The organism is Providencia sp. 2.29 (assembly GCF_015832305.1).
Taxonomy (GTDB): domain Bacteria; phylum Pseudomonadota; class Gammaproteobacteria; order Enterobacterales; family Enterobacteriaceae; genus Providencia; species Providencia stuartii.
Window position 1 is genome coordinate 4,498,251 of the sequence record NZ_CP065420.1, and the last position, 16,514, is coordinate 4,514,764.

Annotated in this window: 16 protein-coding genes; 9 read left to right on the top strand and 7 right to left on the bottom strand. The window is 40.6% G+C overall.

Going from position 1 to position 16,514, the window contains the following annotated elements; genetic code table 11:
• Positions 1 to 9: 9 nt before the first annotated feature.
• The 3 genes from coaBC to slmA all read left to right on the top strand — a co-directional run bounded on the left by coaBC (position 10) and on the right by slmA (position 2,790).
• A complete protein-coding gene (coaBC, locus tag I3B46_RS21405; RefSeq protein WP_040132604.1) occupies positions 10 to 1,215 on the top strand; it encodes a bifunctional phosphopantothenoylcysteine decarboxylase/phosphopantothenate--cysteine ligase CoaBC in 1,206 nt (401 codons plus the stop codon).
• Complete coding sequence (dut, locus tag I3B46_RS21410) at positions 1,202 to 1,657, top strand: dUTP diphosphatase (RefSeq protein ID WP_004924226.1); 456 nt, start codon at positions 1,202 to 1,204, stop codon at positions 1,655 to 1,657. Before coaBC ends, dut begins: the two co-directional genes overlap by 14 nt.
• Positions 1,658 to 2,190: 533 nt before the next feature.
• Positions 2,191 to 2,790, top strand: coding sequence for a nucleoid occlusion factor SlmA (gene slmA, locus I3B46_RS21415; protein WP_196993143.1), 600 nt, complete (start codon positions 2,191 to 2,193; stop codon positions 2,788 to 2,790).
• A 213-nt stretch (positions 2,791 to 3,003) separates the two neighbouring features.
• Here the strand turns inward: slmA and pyrE are convergent, their stop codons facing one another.
• Complete coding sequence (gene pyrE, locus I3B46_RS21420) at positions 3,004 to 3,645, bottom strand: orotate phosphoribosyltransferase (protein ID WP_196993144.1); 642 nt, start codon at positions 3,643 to 3,645, stop codon at positions 3,004 to 3,006.
• A gap of 116 nt (positions 3,646 to 3,761) precedes the next feature.
• Entirely contained in the window at positions 3,762 to 4,475 is a 714-nt protein-coding gene (gene rph / locus I3B46_RS21425; RefSeq protein ID WP_004924220.1) for a ribonuclease PH, read from the bottom strand.
• A 122-nt stretch (positions 4,476 to 4,597) separates the two neighbouring features.
• Between rph and I3B46_RS21430 the strand changes: the two genes are divergently transcribed.
• From I3B46_RS21430 to I3B46_RS21450, 4 genes are all read left to right on the top strand, one after another.
• Positions 4,598 to 5,461: a YicC/YloC family endoribonuclease gene (locus tag I3B46_RS21430; RefSeq protein WP_014657191.1), complete on the top strand. Its 864-nt coding sequence runs from the start codon at positions 4,598 to 4,600 to the stop codon at positions 5,459 to 5,461.
• Between the two features lie 160 nt (positions 5,462 to 5,621).
• Entirely contained in the window at positions 5,622 to 6,428 is an 807-nt protein-coding gene (locus I3B46_RS21435) for a glycosyltransferase family 25 protein (protein ID WP_158660872.1), read from the top strand.
• 283 nt (positions 6,429 to 6,711) lie between these two features.
• A complete protein-coding gene (locus tag I3B46_RS21960; protein WP_230089039.1) occupies positions 6,712 to 7,503 on the top strand; it encodes a glycosyltransferase family 32 protein in 792 nt (263 codons plus the stop codon).
• Positions 7,504 to 7,840: 337 nt separating this feature from the next.
• The gene (locus tag I3B46_RS21450; RefSeq protein WP_104873121.1) at positions 7,841 to 8,971 is read left to right on the top strand and encodes an ABC transporter substrate-binding protein; all 1,131 of its coding nucleotides are present in this window, start codon (positions 7,841 to 7,843) and stop codon (positions 8,969 to 8,971) included.
• 61 nt (positions 8,972 to 9,032) lie between these two features.
• Here I3B46_RS21450 and I3B46_RS21455 read toward each other — a convergent pair whose 3' ends face one another.
• From I3B46_RS21455 to I3B46_RS21465, 3 genes are all read right to left on the bottom strand, one after another.
• A complete protein-coding gene (locus tag I3B46_RS21455) occupies positions 9,033 to 10,286 on the bottom strand; it encodes a nucleoside permease (protein WP_196993145.1) in 1,254 nt (417 codons plus the stop codon).
• Positions 10,287 to 10,384: 98 nt separating this feature from the next.
• Positions 10,385 to 11,320 carry an EamA family transporter gene (locus I3B46_RS21460; protein ID WP_004924207.1) on the bottom strand — a complete coding sequence of 312 codons (936 nt, stop codon included), beginning with the start codon at positions 11,318 to 11,320 and terminating at the stop codon, positions 10,385 to 10,387.
• 56 nt (positions 11,321 to 11,376) lie between these two features.
• Complete coding sequence (locus tag I3B46_RS21465; RefSeq protein ID WP_004924203.1) at positions 11,377 to 12,195, bottom strand: purine-nucleoside phosphorylase; 819 nt, start codon at positions 12,193 to 12,195, stop codon at positions 11,377 to 11,379.
• 187 nt (positions 12,196 to 12,382) lie between these two features.
• Here I3B46_RS21465 and I3B46_RS21470 point away from each other — a divergent pair, with 187 nt between their 5' ends.
• Both I3B46_RS21470 and thiM read left to right on the top strand, forming a co-directional pair.
• Positions 12,383 to 13,585, top strand: coding sequence for an ROK family protein (locus I3B46_RS21470; protein ID WP_040132607.1), 1,203 nt, complete (start codon positions 12,383 to 12,385; stop codon positions 13,583 to 13,585).
• 48 nt (positions 13,586 to 13,633) lie between these two features.
• On the top strand, positions 13,634 to 14,404 hold the full coding sequence (thiM, locus tag I3B46_RS21475; protein WP_104873119.1) for a hydroxyethylthiazole kinase: 771 nt from the start codon (positions 13,634 to 13,636) through the stop codon (positions 14,402 to 14,404).
• Positions 14,405 to 14,433: 29 nt separating this feature from the next.
• On the opposite strand, the gene I3B46_RS21480 is transcribed toward thiM, so the two are convergent.
• Together I3B46_RS21480 and I3B46_RS21485 are read right to left on the bottom strand one after the other, a co-directional pair.
• Positions 14,434 to 15,138 (bottom strand): lipopolysaccharide core heptose(II) kinase RfaY, encoded by a 705-nt coding sequence (locus I3B46_RS21480; RefSeq protein ID WP_230084717.1) that lies wholly within the window; start codon positions 15,136 to 15,138, stop codon positions 14,434 to 14,436.
• 162 nt (positions 15,139 to 15,300) lie between these two features.
• The gene (locus I3B46_RS21485) at positions 15,301 to 16,467 is read right to left on the bottom strand and encodes a nucleotide sugar dehydrogenase (protein WP_004924193.1); all 1,167 of its coding nucleotides are present in this window, start codon (positions 16,465 to 16,467) and stop codon (positions 15,301 to 15,303) included.
• Between the last annotated feature and the right edge of the window lie 47 nt (positions 16,468 to 16,514).

Here is a 16,514-nt window from a genome sequence, read left to right on the forward strand (position 1 = left end):
GATAGAACCATGACACAGCTATTAGGTAAAAAAATAGTTCTCGGCATTAGTGGTGGTATTGCCGCGTATAAAATTCCTGAACTAACCCGTCGGTTACGTGATGAAGGCGCAATAGTTCGTGTTGTTATGACCCATGGTGCAAAAGCCTTTATAACCCCTTTGACGCTACAAGCGGTTTCCGGTCATCCTGTCTCTGATGATTTACTTGATCCCGCTGCTGAGGCCGCAATGGGCCATATTGAATTGGCCAAATGGGCAGATATCATCATATTAGCGCCGGCTACCGCAGATTTAATTGCTCGGGTCACTTCAGGTATGGCTAATGACCTACTCACGACAATTTGTTTAGCTTCGGCAGCCCCCATTGCTGTTGTACCTGCCATGAACCAACAAATGTATCGTGCAACCGCAACACAAGAAAATTTAATTAAACTGAAACAACGTCAATATATTATCTGGGGTCCAGATAATGGTAGCCAAGCCTGTGGCGACGTTGGGCCGGGTCGAATGATAGACCCACTCGAGATAGTACGCCTAACCTGCGAGCATTTCCGCTCTCGAACAGACTTACAAGGTGTAAAAATCATGATTACTGCTGGACCTACTCGTGAAGACTTAGATCCCGTCCGTTTTATCAGTAATCACAGTTCTGGGAAAATGGGTTTTGCAATCGCCGAAGCGGCAAGCCAACGCGGGGCACAAGTCACTTTAATCGCTGGCCCAGTGAATTTAGCAACGCCCTCCGGAGTCACACGGGTTGATGTTATCAGCGCTCTCGATATGTATGAGCAAGTCCACCACACTATTGCACAACAGGATATCTTTATTGGTTGTGCTGCCGTTGCTGATTATCGTGCAAAAACCATCGCAGAAAATAAAATCAAAAAGCAAGGTGATGAAGTTGCCATTACATTAGTTAAAAACCCAGATATTGTTGCGAGTGTTGGTCAGTTAACGCAAAATCGCCCTTATGTGGTTGGGTTTGCAGCCGAAACCCAAAATGTGGAAGAATACGCACGCCAAAAGCGCCAACAAAAACAGTTGGATCTAATTTGCGCGAATGATGTTTCTCTCGCTGATAATGGTTTTAACAGTGATAATAATGCGTTACATCTTTTCGATGCCTTTGGTGATGTCCGTTTACCACACAGTAGTAAACTTGAATTAAGCCACCGTTTATTAGACGAGATACTTCAACGTTATGAAAAAAATTGATCTAAAAATTCTTGATCCCCGTATTGGTAATGAATTTCCGTTACCAACTTATGCGACATCTGGCTCCGCAGGGTTAGATCTACGTGCCTGCCTTGACGCGCCAATTGATTTGGCACCCGGTCAGACTGAACTAATTCCTACTGGCCTCGCTATCCATATTGCTGATGAGCAACTTGCAGCGGTGATCCTCCCTCGTTCAGGCCTCGGTCATAAGCACGGCGTGGTACTCGGTAATTTAGTAGGCTTAATTGACTCTGACTATCAAGGCCAACTGATGGTGTCTGTTTGGAATAGAGGCAACCAGACCTTTACAATAGAACCAGGTGAGCGCATGGCTCAAATGGTCTTTGTACCCGTTGTTCAAGCAGAATTTAATATCGTCGATGACTTTGATGCTACAGAGCGTGGAGCCGGTGGTTTCGGTCATTCAGGTCGTCAATAAATCTGCATAATCCTAATTCAAAGCTTTACTGGTAATATCAACGCTATGTTAAGTGGCGGAATAAAAATAAAATTATCAGTAAATTAACCGGAAAATAGGCGGTGTCGTTATAGTAAAAGGGCTCTGTTACCAGGGGTATTGTTATTCAACCCTCACTTGTTTATCACGACAAAAGATCCGTTGATGCAACGGGTCTTAATAATGCTAACAATAATGATGAGTTGAATGTGTTATGCTACGTTTGTTTGATATCTCTAACAAAAAACCTCAAGTCTTACCGTATTGAGGGCTGATACGCTAACGTGTTCAGAGGATTTAAAGCGTTCCAACAACAAGGAATAGTTATATCTTCATTTAACACGAAGTGTTACGAGCGTGCATCTAACCATAGATAACAAGAATAGACCTTTGGAATTAATAAGCTCTCATACAAACCGTCCTATTTTATCTTCTTTTTGCCCTTTGATGGCTATTTACTCAGGGCAAAATTTTAGATAGTTTGTTTTGCTGTTTTAGCAGGGGTCTTATCAGACATGGCAGAAAAAGCGATAACAAAAAAACGCAACAGGCGCGAAGATATTTTACAATCACTTGCGCTGATGTTAGAAAGTAGTGATGGTAGTCAACGAATTACAACCGCAAAACTAGCGGCAAATGTTGGTGTATCAGAAGCCGCACTCTATCGACATTTTCCAAGTAAAACCAAAATGTTCGATAGTTTAATTGAGTTTATTGAGGACTCTTTAGTATCGCGTATCAATCTTATCCTGAATGATGAAAAAGATACGTTAACTCGTATTAAATTGATTTTAGCGCTTATTTTAGGTTTTTCAGAAAAAAACCCTGGCCTAACCCGTATTATGACAGGCCATGCGCTCATGTTTGAGCAAGATAGGCTACAAGGGCGTATCAATCAGCTCTTTGAACGGATTGAGTCACAGCTACGGCAGGTATTAAAAGAGAAAAAAATACGTGACGGTCAAGGCTTTATCCATGATGAATCCCTATTGGCAACGCAATTACTTGCTTTTTGTGAAGGGATGCTATCGCGTTTTGTCCGTTCAGAATTTCGCTATCGCCCAACGGTAGAATTTGAATCTCGCTGGCCTTTAATTTTAGCTCAGTTACAATAACAGATTAAACTACTACTCACCCCGCCCACTCTTTGGGCGAGGGCTTTTTTCTTTTAGTAGGTTATTTCCCTGAGTTAACACTCACTGAAAGCTAAAGTACTGCTTGTAGAGAGAGGCTTGCTACTTCGGCATCTTTTATGCAAACTGATAGGGTAACTATGGCAAGTCACCCTTAATTTCCGGCCCAATTTAAAGCCAACAACGTGTAATACATTAAATACCATATTGCTGGCGATAAGCTTTCATCGCAATAAGGTGTTGCGGCATATCCTCACGTTCAGCCAGATAAGCGATCAAGTCGCTCATGGTGATAATAGAATACACTTTACAGTGATAATCACGCTCAACTTCCTGTACAGCAGAGATCTCACCTTTCCCTTTCTCTTGACGGTCAAGGCAGAGCAGAACACCATTTAGCGTTGCATTGTGTTGCTTAATAATTTCCATCGACTCACGGATAGCAGTACCTGCCGTAATAACATCATCGACCACAACAATACGCCCCTGTAATGGGCTCCCAACCAGAGTGCCTCCCTCACCATGATCTTTTGCTTCCTTACGATTAAAGCAATATGGCATATCCACATCATGATGCTCAGCAAGGGCGACAGCCGTGGTTGTGGCAATCGGTATGCCTTTATAAGCAGGCCCAAACAGCACATCACACTCAATCGCACTTTCCTTAAGCGCTTGGGCATAGAAACGACCAACTAATGCCAAATCACGCCCCGTATTAAATAAACCCGCATTAAAAAAATAAGGGCTTTTACGGCCTGATTTCAGCGTAAACTCACCAAATTTTAGTACCTGTTTTTTCATGGCAAGTTCTATAAATTCGCGCTGATAGGCTTTCATGGGTCAATCTCCTCAATCGTTAACATCTATATATTAGGTTGCATATCTCTGGCGATATTTACCAAATCGCCGAACATAAAAAAGGCGACTATTTCAGCCGCCTATTAAAAATAACTTTATTTCAACGCTTCTCGTTGAGCTTCAAAAATCGATCCTAGCCCCGTTTTTGCTAGCGCTAATAAGGATAAAAGCTCATCATGGCTAAACGGCTCACCTTCTGCTGTTCCCTGAACTTCGATCATGCGACCATCGTCCATCATCACAACATTCATATCGGTTTCTGCTGCTGAATCTTCGACATATTCAAGATCGCACAATGCTTCACCATCAACGATTCCGACAGAAACTGCTGCAACCATAGATTTTAGTGGGCTTTGTGCAAGTTTACCCTGTTCAACCATTTTATTGAGGGCATCAACCAACGCAACGCAAGCACCTGAAATTGCAGCGGTACGTGTTCCGCCATCGGCTTGTATTACGTCGCAATCTAAGGTAATGGTGTACTCACCTAATTTTTTAAGGTCAACCGCAGCACGTAGAGAGCGTGCTATCAGGCGTTGGATTTCCATTGTACGGCCTGTTTGCTTCCCTTTGGCTGCTTCACGTTGATTTCGTGAGTTGGTTGCGCGAGGTAACATGCCATACTCAGCGGTAACCCAACCTTGACCTTGCCCTTTTAGGAAACGAGGTACACCTTCCTCTACTGTTGCATTACATAACACCTTAGTGTCGCCGAACTCAATAAGAACAGAGCCTTCCGCATGCTTAGTATAGTTGCGTGATATTTTAATCGGACGCATTTGGTCTGCCATTCTGCCTTCTGGACGCATGGTGTTATCTCCATTTTCAACTTAATTGCCGCGCATTATACGTCCTTAAACCGATAATGCCTATCCTGACATCGCGCATAGCGCTATAATCCTTCTAGTATTCATTTTGATAGGAACGAATTATGATCCGTAGTATGACCGCTTTTGCCCGCCGTGACATCAAGGGTGAATGGGGGAGTGCGGCCTGGGAGCTGCGTTCCGTAAACCAACGTTACCTAGAAACATATATCCGCCTACCTGAACAATTTCGAAGCCTTGAACCGGTGATCCGCGAGCGGATCCGTGCACGCCTTACTCGCGGTAAAGTCGAGTGTAACTTACGTTTTGAATTAGATGGTGCAAAACGTGGAGAGCTTATCCTTAATGAGGATCTAGCTCGCCAAATTATTAGTGCGGCTAACTGGGTGAAAAACTACAGTCACGAAGGTGAAATTAACCCACTTGAAATTCTGCGCTGGCCAGGCGTTATGTCCGCTGAGGAGCAAGATTTAGATGCTATCAGTGAGCAGCTATTAGCTGGCCTTGATGAGACCTTAGATGCTTTCATTCAAAGTCGAGAAGCTGAAGGTGCTGCGTTACACGCTCTTATTGAGCAGCGCCTTGATGGTGTTTTAGTGGAAGTAGCCAAAGTTCGTCAGCATATGCCTGAAATTTTACAATGGCAACGTGACCGTTTACAGGCGAAGTTAGAAGAGGCTGATATTCAAGTCGATAGTAATCGTTTAGAGCAAGAGCTGATTTTGCTCGCTCAACGTATTGATGTCGCTGAAGAGCTTGATAGGCTTGAAGCTCATGTTAAAGAGACCCGCAATATTCTTAAAAAGAAAGATGCAAATGGCCGACGTTTAGATTTTATGATGCAAGAATTTAACCGTGAATCCAATACATTAGCGTCAAAGTCTATCAATAGTGAAGTGACTAACTCTGCAGTTGAGTTAAAGGTCTTGATAGAACAAATGAGAGAGCAAATTCAGAATATTGAGTGATGTGAATATTGATATTAAGCCAATAACCTATCATAGTTATTGGCTTATAGTCCGAAAAATTTATTTTTATGTAAATAACAATGAATTATGAAGATTTCAGCAAAGTAGTATGCTGTAACTTGTTTTATAGTGATTAATGATCATAGAGAAGGCATTTTGTATGATACAGAGTAATAACAAACAAGCTAAATTGAGTAAGGAAAATGTAACTCCTATTTTCATCGTTTCACTAAAGAAGGATATTGAACGACGAGAAAAAATTACACATGCTCTGTCAATACAAAATTTACCGTGGACAATGGTGGATGCTATAGAGGGGAAAGACCTACAGCCTGATTATCTCAATTCTTTGAATTATAATTATAATAAACCATCTTGTGCTAATGAGGTTGCATGTAGTTTAAGCCATCAATTAATTTATAAAACTATCATTAATAGTGATATTGAATGGGCCATTATCCTTGAAGATGATGCTATACTTGATGCTCAATTATCGTATCTAATCCATGAATTAGAAAATGGAAAAACATCTCTATTAAAAAAAGAACATATCTATTTATTAGGTGGTCAAGAAGGGTTACGTACGAGACAAAGTATTTCCCTAAGCTTTTTTAATAAAATTAAAATAGGTGATATTACATTTAGAAAAGTGACGTATAAGCCAAACAAACTGGCCCGAACATGTTGTTATCTAATTCACCGGAACGAATGCGAAAAACTTGTCAAATTATTTGAAGAAGCTTATTACGTAGCTGATGCATGGAGTTTATTCTACAATCAAAAAATAGTTAAAGGGTATTTTCTTACTGAAATAATTAAACACCCATTGTTGACTGCTGACAACAGTAATATCGAAAAATACAGAATAAAACCAAGTACAACAAGGAGAAAGAAAGGCTATATTGAAAATAGGATTTCCTTATGGTTACTGCAGATAAGAAGATTTTTTAGATCACTAAAATGGTAATATGTATAATATTCTTTACCATACATAGTGATAAAAGATAACGTAATTATAAAATAAACCAAAATTCAAAAAAATTTGTAAAATCCTTTAGAGGTTAGAGCACTGTCAGCTCAATCAAAGATACTGAGCAAAAACAATACATTATTAAGAGTTAGTTTTGAGTTGAAATGCTAAATTTTCCTAAAAATTATCTTAAAACTCGTAATTTTTTCTTTTTTGTGAGTAAAATAATCAGCTATTTCACAATGATATATAGCAGAGAATGAGAGCCAAGGAATAAATTTTGATACCTAAAATAATACATTATATCTGGGTTGGTAATAACCCAAAACCTCAGTTTGTGTTAGATTGTATTGAAACTTGGAAACAACACCTTCCTGATTATGAGATCATGGAATGGGGTAATGACTGCCTAGAAACAATAAATAACACTTATGTCAACGAGGCTATAAAAAATAAAAAATGGGCTTTTGCTTCTGACTATATAAGGCTTTATGCCCTCTATAATTATGGAGGTATCTACCTTGATAGTGATGTTGAAGTCACACAAAGTTTTGACCGCTTCTTGAATTTAACATTTTTTAGCGGGTATGAGCAGTACAATGGAAAATACTTACCCATTACTGCAGCTATGGGGTCAGAAAAAGGTTCTTCTGTAGTTAAAGCGTTACTTTCCGACTATGATAATGTAAAATTTGAAGTCGACGGAGAACTTATATTAGAGCCCAATACATTTAAAATTAGCCGTTATTTTTCCAGTGAGTTTGGTCTCAACCCTCCCTATGATGGTACCCAAGAATCTCATCTAGCTGAAGGAGTAGTCATCTACCCATCTTATTACTTTTGCAGCCCTGAATATAATAAGATTAACTTTTCTATCCACCATTTTAGTGGCTCTTGGTTACCTTCTCACAGAAGAAAGGATAAATTAAAAATTTTCAATAAATTTATTATTAGTCGATTTAAAAAATCCAGAGATAAAGGGGATTATCCATTACTTCATAATGAAAAAATACTACTGAAGGTTAATTTTTCAAAAGTCATCTCCTATGTCTTGATTTCTAAGAGTAATTAGAAACGTATTATTAGACACACTCAATTGCTTGTAGAGTGTGTCATTTATTAAATATTCATACAATTTTTACCACCCTCCTTATTCAACTGCAAATATCATCCTACCATCAGTCGCTTACAGCGTACTTCTCCGCTAATCGAGGTACATTTTTCTCCTCTCTTTCTTAACGCCACCCGAAAACTTATTCAAATGATTAAGATTATAACCTGATGAATTAAATCAAAAAAAACATTAACTCATCAATAAATAGAAAAAGATTATAGGTTATTGTTCCGGACATTTTACATATGATAATGATAATTGTTATTATCTAATCTTGCTCAAAAGGGGTCTAAATATGAAGATAGTTAATCACCTGCTCTCAATAACATTTATCACATCACTCTCATTTTCAGCATTAGCAACGACTTATCCAATCACAATCACCGATATGGACGGTCAAAAAATCACGTTAAAGCAAGAGCCTAAACGTGTTGTGCTACAGGATGGTCGAGATATTTTAACCCTTGCTTTGCTTGATAGGGACGATCCATTTAGTCGTGTTGTTGCATGGAACAACAACCTTAAAAAATCTGATCCACAAACAGTAACGTTACTGGAGAAAAAATGGCAAGAGGATATGCAGAAAATCCCAGACATGGGGTTTAATGATAAAGGTGAGGTCAATACAGAAGTGGTTATTGCGCAAAAACCGGATGTATTAATTGCGCAACTGCGTGCAAAGCCAGCCTTAGAAGGTTCAGGTGTTGTCAGCCGCTTAAAAGATGCCAATATTCCTGTCCTATATATTGATACTTTCTTACAGCCCGTCAAAAATACGCCAGCTAGCGTCGATATACTTGGATTAGTGCTCAATAAGGAAAAAGAGGCCAAAGCATATACTGATTTCTACAACACACGCTTGTCTGATATCCAGAAAACGACTACAAAAATTGAAAATAAACCTCGTGTTTTTATTGAAGCCAAAGCGGGCGCAAATGGTAGCGATAGCTGCTGCTTCACCCATAACAACGCAGGTTGGGGTGGGTTAGTACAGGCAATTGGTGCAGATAATATTGGTAGCCAATTCTTGCCTGGCGCTTCTGGTACTGTCTCTTTAGAACAAGTGATTGCCACTAAGCCTGATGTCTATATTGTTACAGGCTCTCGTTGGGTCAATAAAAATAATATTGCAGCACCCTTTGGTTATGGCGTAACTGAAGACGAAAATCAACGTGGCTTTGAACGGCTCAAAAAACGTGTTGGTTTTAACCAAATCAGTGCCGTAAAAAATAACCGCCTATATGGCGTTTACCATAATTTTTATAACCACCCTTACAATATTGTCGGTATGGAGTATCTAGCGAAATTCATCTATCCCGAACAATTTAAGTCACTGAAACCTGAAGAAACCTATAATCAAATCATTAAGGAATTTACGACAATCCCAGTTTCAAAAGCAATTTGGGGTTCTCAAGCTGAACATTAATGATTATGCAAACTGCCCTCCAATTGTAGGGGGCAGTTTATCTCCTATCGAATAAAATACATTACCCTTTTGCTGCTGCAAGTTCACCTTCCCTATCATGATGGTAGTGGAACGTGAAGTAGAAAATAACAGCAAGAACAACAGTATAAGAGGCAAAAACAAGCCAAATGGTATGCCAATCTTTTACGCCATCGACGCTAAAGTAGTCAACGACGAGACCACTTAATATCGCCCCAAAATAAGCGCCGACACCATTGACCATTGTCATAAATAGCCCCTGAGCGCTTGCTCTCATTCGATTATCAACTTCCTTTTCAATAAAAATAGAACCCGAAATATTGAAGAAATCAAAAGCACATCCATAAACAATCATGGATAAGATCAAGAACATTAAACCTATTGCAGAAGGGTCACCAAAAGCAAAGAAACCAAATCTTAATGTCCAAGCGAACATACTTAATAACATGACAGTTTTAATGCCATAACGCATCAAGAAAAATGGAATGGCTAAAATAAAACCAACTTCTGCCATTTGTGAGATAGACAGTAAAATAGATGGATACTGTACGATTAAACTATCTTGAAATAGCGGGTCACGAGCAAAATCATGTAGGAATGGGCTGCCAAACGTATTGGTTATTTGTAAAACAGCGCCTAATAACATCGCAAATAAAAAGAAGACAGCCATAATAGTTTTTTTAAATAACACCAAAGCGTCAAGGCCCAGTTTACTGACCCAACTACTTGAGATAGCTTTTTTATTCACGGCAATATGAGGTAGTGTCAAAGAATATAGTGCCAACAATAACGAACAACTTCCTGCGATATAGAGCTGCATGCTACTTAATTCAAATTTTAATAAGCTAATGCTCCACATAGCAATAATAAAACCTACCGTACCAAACACTCGGATTGATGGGAAATTAGCCACAGAGTCTAATTGGTATTGGCTTAATGAGGAGTAACTAATTGAGTTGGATAAAGCAATGGTTGGCATAAATGCCATCGCATTAATTAGCATGATCCAGAACATCAATGTCGAGTCAGTAACTGTTGCAGCGTAGAATAAGGAGCCTGCACAAATAATATGGCAGATCATATATAACCGATTCGCGGGAATATATTTATCTGCAATTATTCCGATAATGCCCGGCATCAAAATGGCGGCAATCCCTTTAGAACTATAAACCATTCCGACTTCGGCACCTGAGAAATTGAGTGTTTTCATCATATAGGCACCGAGCGTCACTAACCAGCTTCCCCAGACAAAATATTGCAAAAACAACATAATTTTTAAGCGGGTTTTAATATTCATACAAGTCTCCATTTGGAGTTATACTCGTCATTCTTTAGGTTGGCAGCATTATTGGCTAACTCATACGGGACATATTGTTCGATGAGTTTAAACGTTGATTAACGTGTCGCCTTACTGCGCCTCAGTTTATTCAAGAGCATTTGTTTATTTGTTTTTATTTTCACTTCAGCAATAGTGACACCGAATAAGATAATGGCAACGCCTACAAACTGAATGAATTCGAGAGGTAGATGTAAGACGGTAACAGACAGCAAGATTGTTACAGGTAATTGCATTGAGCTTAAAATTGTCGCAAGGCTCGTTCCGATAAGTGGAGTTCCTTTAGCAAACATCCACATACCAAAAAAAGAGCCAAAAAAGGCTAAGGGTAATCCATAAGAAAAAAAGAGTGAGTTAAATGTTGAGAAATGGCATAAAAAGGTAGGAGGTACAATGACTGAAGTGAGTATCGCTCCCCCCGTTACCATAATTGCGGAACGCATCATAGGATCGGTTTTCACCGCGAGTGCACCACTCACATAGACACGTATCGCATTCGACAAAGCAGCACATAAACCTAATGCAACACCTAACCAATGGAATTGGATATGCATCGTATTAAGCAACCCCGTAGCGAATGTCGTACCAATTAAGATAAATAATACTGACACCAGCGTCATTGCTGTAGGAGCTCGGCGAGTTACAGCCGTATTTATCGCCACCCCCATCCAAGTAAATTGCAGAAATAGCACAACACCTAAAGCAGGAGATAAATACTGCAATGATGCGTAATACAATAGCCCAGTTAATCCTGTTGTTGTCCCCGTCAATAACATCAATATTGATTGTTTCTTCGATGGCCAACTGAGTGACTTTCGCCTAATGGCGGAGCCAATCAAAACAAATAGCCAGAGCAGAACCGCCCCTAGCACGGTTTGGCTACCGATGACATCATTCAAAGAAAATCCGGCCTGATAAGCCAATACAACCAATGTTGACAAAATGCCATAGCTGCAAGCGCCCAGTGAAACTAAAACTAACCCCTTTAATTTCATTTCATACCTACCTACATGGTGTTCTATGGCACTCTTTATATTGTTTTGAGAATAAGTTAGAAGCGAGCGATCACGCCAGTGACTAATTTCAAGAATGTCGCCTTCACTTTCTCGGCAGTTTCAATCACTTCATCATGGCTTAATGGTTGCTCTAAAATGCCACACGCCATATTGGTTAAGCAGGAAATACCCACTGTTTTGATTTGTGAATGGTGAGCGACCAGTGCTTCCGGTACGGTTGACATACCGACGGCATCCGCCCCTAAGGTTCTAATCATGCGAATTTCGGCTGGTGTTTCATAAGTCGGGCCAGTCCACCAGGCATAGACACCTTGGCGCAGCGAAACGCCTTGTTCTTTGGCAACATCAAGGATCACTTGGCGCAACTCTTTGTTATAAACTTCGCTCACATCCAAAAAGCGAACACCTAATTCCGGGTTATTTGGCCCTATCAGCGGGTTATTAGCAGTTAGGTTGATATGGTCAGTGATAACCATCAGGTCACCGGGGTTAAAGTCAGTATTGACGGCACCGCAAGCATTGGTAATGATCAATTTCTCGACACCTAATGCTTTCATCAGGCGCACAGGAAAAGTGACTTGGTCGAGAGAAAAACCTTCGTAATAATGAAAACGGCCTTTCATTGCGACCACATTTTTACCTGCGATAGTACCGATCACCAATTCATTCGCATGGCCAACCGCTTCGGACTTAGCGAAATGTGGGATCTCGCTATACGGGATATGGACTGCATTTTCTAATGTATCGGCAAATGGCCCCAAACCAGACCCTAAAATGATACCAATCGTTGGTTTTGTCGCTGTACGTGATTCAATAAAACGCAAGCTTTCTAAAATATCATTGGTGTTATGCATGGAAATCTCCGGATCGTGCCCAAAAGAGTGAATGAGGTGATGATAAAGTAATTTAAAAATCAATCAGCGATCTTAATCTCATTTTAAGAAAAAGATTCTCGCTATGATCTTATTTAAACAGCAGGATTTTTTGAGCAGATCTGCTAATCTTGGACGCGGCGTGTCTTGATAAGAAAAAGGTGATGACTTGTTACTTACACTATTGAATGAATTTCGCACCTCGAAAAATTCAAAAACTCGTAAACTCAAAATGCTGTATAGGCTAATCCTGAATCATGGGCCAGTAAGAGCAGAAGAGCTATCATCATTAGCCAGTATGAAACCCGCGACTTGTGCAAGACTGCTTGATGAGTTAAGTAAAAGCCAATTAATTTCGACATCGGAATTGGGGGAATCAACGGGGGGACGCAAGCCAATATTGTATAGTATCAACTCGGATGATGGGTATGTTGTTGGGATTGAGATGAGCGATCTCTACTCAACCATTATGTTGCTTAACCTAAAATTAGATATTTTAGGCATGCTGAAAATAAAAAATGAACAGCTAGAGACAGCAGAAAATATGCTGGATCACCTATTGATCAAAGTTGAACAGTTATTATCTGAGCACCAATTAACAATCGAAAAAATACTGGGTATTGGCATCGCCATTGATCATATTCTAGAACGAGATAAGGTCGACTTTACTAAATATGATGAGCGGATCAGTAGCCTATTCAATTATATTGATAATAAAGTGCCCTGTTTTGTGACACTGGGCAGTGGTATCACCTTTGCCGCGCTTGCCGAATACCGTTTAAGGTATCATTCAAAAAGCCAACGTTTTTTATTTACAACTTGTGATACGGACATACGTAGCTGTACCATCATCAATAATACCTTTGCCCCTGCGCCAATCAGTACCGCTCAAGCTTTTGGTCACACGACGATTGATATTCGAGGGTTAAGATGTGAATGTGGCTCTTATGGATGCTTAAAACAATACAGTTCGCTATCGGCCATAAAAGCACGCATTATTCAGCAAATTCGATTAGGAAAATTTTCAATCATTAATCAGTTAGTCAGCACTGAATCGGAGATTAATTATCATACTATTTTCCAAGCACTCGCTATGGATGATAAATTATGTTTAGAAGTGCTAGAGGAAGCTGCCTATTATTATGGCCTTGCGATTGCAAACGCTATTTTAACATTACAGCCGGATGTTGTGGTATGTGGTGGTACATTGACACCTAAAAACCATTTTTTTGCCATGACGAAAAAGTCGATAGAAGCGAAAATGGCTGCATTTCCACATATTAAAACCCGTATTTTTCCAGCAAATGACTCCTATGAAGTCGTCGCTCAAGGTGCGGGTGGAATGGTATTAGAAAATTATTTGGCGGATTAATTTTAGGTTAACAAAGACTGGCGAGATCAGGTGACATAGGAGACAGTGATGCAATTTGAAACGACTTCAGAAGAGCAAATTTCAAAAACTAAGCAGCGATTTATTGAACATTCACCCCTGATCCATTGTATGACCAATGACGTTGTACAAACCTTTACTGCTAATATTTTATTAGCCCTCGGCTGTTCCCCTGCAATGGTGATTGAACCCGAAGAAGCGGAGCAATTTGCTGCTATTGCTGATGGTTTATTAATTAATGTAGGCACATTGACCGCAAACCGCCAAAATGCCATGGCATTAGCGGTACACAGTGCTAAAAAAGCTGAAAAGCCATGGGTGTTAGATCCCGTTGCGGCTGGTGCACTGACCTTTCGCACCCGCTTTAGTCATGAACTGCTGGCTTTATCGCCAACTGCCGTTCGTGGTAATGCGTCTGAGATTATGGCGCTAGCAGGATTTAACCAAGGTGGTCGAGGTGTCGATTCATTAAACACCACGAATGATGCCCTACCTGCCGCCCAATCTCTTGCCCAAACAGCCCAAACCATTGTCGTGATAAGTGGAGAAATTGACTATATTACCGATGGTCAAAGAACGATGGCTATCTCTGGCGGCCACCCAATAATGACCCGTGTTGTCGGTACCGGTTGTGGGTTATCTGCCGTTGTTGCGGCAAGCTGTGCATTACCCGGAGATCGGTTAGCCAATATCGCGAATACATGTGCCATCATGAAACAAGCAGGCGAAATTGCAAAGCAACGCTGTCGTGGAACGGGTAGCTTTGTGCCTGAATTTTTGGACGCATTATCATCACGCTAAATCAGCGTTAATGGCGTATATCGCGACATTTATAAACGCGTTTTCTTACCACGTATTTTACGCGACCAATGACGCATGTTATTTCGCAACATGATAAATTGGTACATAAAATTCTTTTTATCAGGTTCGATACCATAAAACCGTTTTAATGCAATTAAGTCATTCGCTTTGCAAATCGCGAGATGACCAAAGTCTGATAAATCGATAATTTTAAGTCCATTATCGGTGAGCACCAGATTACCTGCATGAATATCATTCGATGCTAAATCATAAGCATGGAGTTGGTTAATAAGTGCTGCTATTTCGGGGTAATAAGGCGTGATATCGCTGACCTCCGAAAGTACTGTGCCCTCAACATATTCGGCAATAATCCATGTTTCAATGGATTCTCGGCAGCGCATCTTTTCGGCCACAAAATAGATATCATTTGTGATAGTACAACCTTGATTTTGCGCACGCACTAAACGATAAAGTAGGCGGGAAAAATAAGGGCCATGCACCATACGCATAATTCGCTTTTCTAAACGACTATCGCGCTCTTTTTCACACTTAATGATGTAGTTTTTCCCATTAATCGTAATACGAGCGACACTGCGCTCCATATTGCCACTATTGAGATTTTTACCAACAATTTTGCCTTGGATATAATCATCAATGACTTGCCAATAATCTATATCACTCTCTTTTTGATAAACCTGATACCCATTTTTTTGTGACTTTATTATATTTTTCATTGCTCGCCATTTCACCGTACCATCTGTTTCAACCAATGCTAACAATTACCTACATTCATTTCTTAGCGATTGTTGCAGATTATAGTTAAAGAATGGCAAGTATCCACTGTGAGCTAGCCAGCATAACAGCTGGCTAGTGATAGATCAGAAAAAATAAGGGAATTAATCGTTACCAAATAGGTCGCGGGTATACACTTTATCCGCCACATCTTCGATTTCAGGCACCATCCGGTTAGCCAAAATAATGTCGCTGTCCGCTTTAAAGGCCTCAAGGTCACGGTAGACTTTCGAGCGGAAGAACTCATCTTCTTTCAGCACCGGCTCATACACAATCACTTCGATACCTTTGGCCTTAATACGTTTCATCACGCCCTGCACCGCAGAGGCACGGAAATTATCAGAGCCTGCCTTCATCACCAAACGGTATACCCCCACTTTACGTGGCGCTTTGGCAATAATCGCATCGGAAATAAAGTCTTTACGTGTGCGGTTAGACTCCACAATGGCGTTAATCAGGTTATTCGGCACATCATCGTAGTTTGCCAACAACTGTTTGGTGTCTTTAGGGAGGCAATACCCGCCGTAACCGAAAGAGGGGTTGTTGTAGTGGCTACCGATACGCGGGTCTAATGACACCCCTTCAATAATTTGTCGTGCGTTCAAACCGCGGCTTTCTGCATAGGTATCTAATTCATTGAAATAGGCGACGCGCATAGCCAAGTAGGTGTTTGCAAACAGTTTAATCGCTTCGGCTTCTGTGCTGTCAGTAAACAGCACCGGAACATCTTTCTTGATGGCTCCTTCCAGCAGCAAGTTAGCAAAAATCGCTGCCCGCTCAGAGCGCTCCCCTACCACAATACGGGAAGGGTGCAGGTTATCCCAAAGTGCACGGCCTTCGCGTAAAAACTCAGGCGAGAAAATCACATTGGTGTAGCCAAACTCTTCACGTAGGCGCTCAGTAAAGCCAACCGGAATGGTGGATTTCACAATGATAGTGGCGGCAGGATTGATTTTCTGCACGTCGTGAATGACCGATTCCACTGACTTGGTATTAAAGTAGTTGGTTTTAGGGTCATAGTCAGTGGGAGTCGCCACAATCACATATTGTGCGCCAGTATAGGCTTCGACAATATCTTGTGTCGCTCGGAAATTGAGTGTTTTTTCGCGTAGAAATTGCTCGATTTCGGTATCGATAATTGGCGACTGTTTGTTGTTAAGCATCGCCACTTTTTCGGCAATGATATCGACTGCCACCACTTCGTGGTGTTGTGACAGTAACATGGCATTGGACAGACCCACATAGCCTGTACCCGCAATTGCTATTTTCAAAACTGACCTCTCAAATCCATCTTAGTGTATGACAAGGGATCCTTCAT

What these genes read in the sequence shown, in the direction of transcription:
- I3B46_RS21450 (WP_104873121.1), top strand. Translation starts at nt 7,841, where the DNA reads ATGAAGATAGTTAATCACCTGCTCTCAATAACATTTATCACATCACTC.
- dut (WP_004924226.1), top strand. Translation starts at nt 1,202, where the DNA reads ATGAAAAAAATTGATCTAAAAATTCTTGATCCCCGTATTGGTAATGAA.
- I3B46_RS21435 (WP_158660872.1), top strand. Translation starts at nt 5,622, where the DNA reads ATGATACAGAGTAATAACAAACAAGCTAAATTGAGTAAGGAAAATGTA.
- I3B46_RS21480 (WP_230084717.1), bottom strand. Translation starts at nt 15,138, where the DNA reads ATGAAAAATATAATAAAGTCACAAAAAAATGGGTATCAGGTTTATCAA.
- rph (WP_004924220.1), bottom strand. Translation starts at nt 4,475, where the DNA reads ATGCGTCCAGAAGGCAGAATGGCAGACCAAATGCGTCCGATTAAAATA.
- I3B46_RS21460 (WP_004924207.1), bottom strand. Translation starts at nt 11,320, where the DNA reads ATGAAATTAAAGGGGTTAGTTTTAGTTTCACTGGGCGCTTGCAGCTAT.
- pyrE (WP_196993144.1), bottom strand. Translation starts at nt 3,645, where the DNA reads ATGAAAGCCTATCAGCGCGAATTTATAGAACTTGCCATGAAAAAACAG.
- slmA (WP_196993143.1), top strand. Translation starts at nt 2,191, where the DNA reads ATGGCAGAAAAAGCGATAACAAAAAAACGCAACAGGCGCGAAGATATT.
- coaBC (WP_040132604.1), top strand. Translation starts at nt 10, where the DNA reads ATGACACAGCTATTAGGTAAAAAAATAGTTCTCGGCATTAGTGGTGGT.
- I3B46_RS21455 (WP_196993145.1), bottom strand. Translation starts at nt 10,286, where the DNA reads ATGAATATTAAAACCCGCTTAAAAATTATGTTGTTTTTGCAATATTTT.
- I3B46_RS21465 (WP_004924203.1), bottom strand. Translation starts at nt 12,195, where the DNA reads ATGCATAACACCAATGATATTTTAGAAAGCTTGCGTTTTATTGAATCA.
- I3B46_RS21430 (WP_014657191.1), top strand. Translation starts at nt 4,598, where the DNA reads ATGATCCGTAGTATGACCGCTTTTGCCCGCCGTGACATCAAGGGTGAA.
- thiM (WP_104873119.1), top strand. Translation starts at nt 13,634, where the DNA reads ATGCAATTTGAAACGACTTCAGAAGAGCAAATTTCAAAAACTAAGCAG.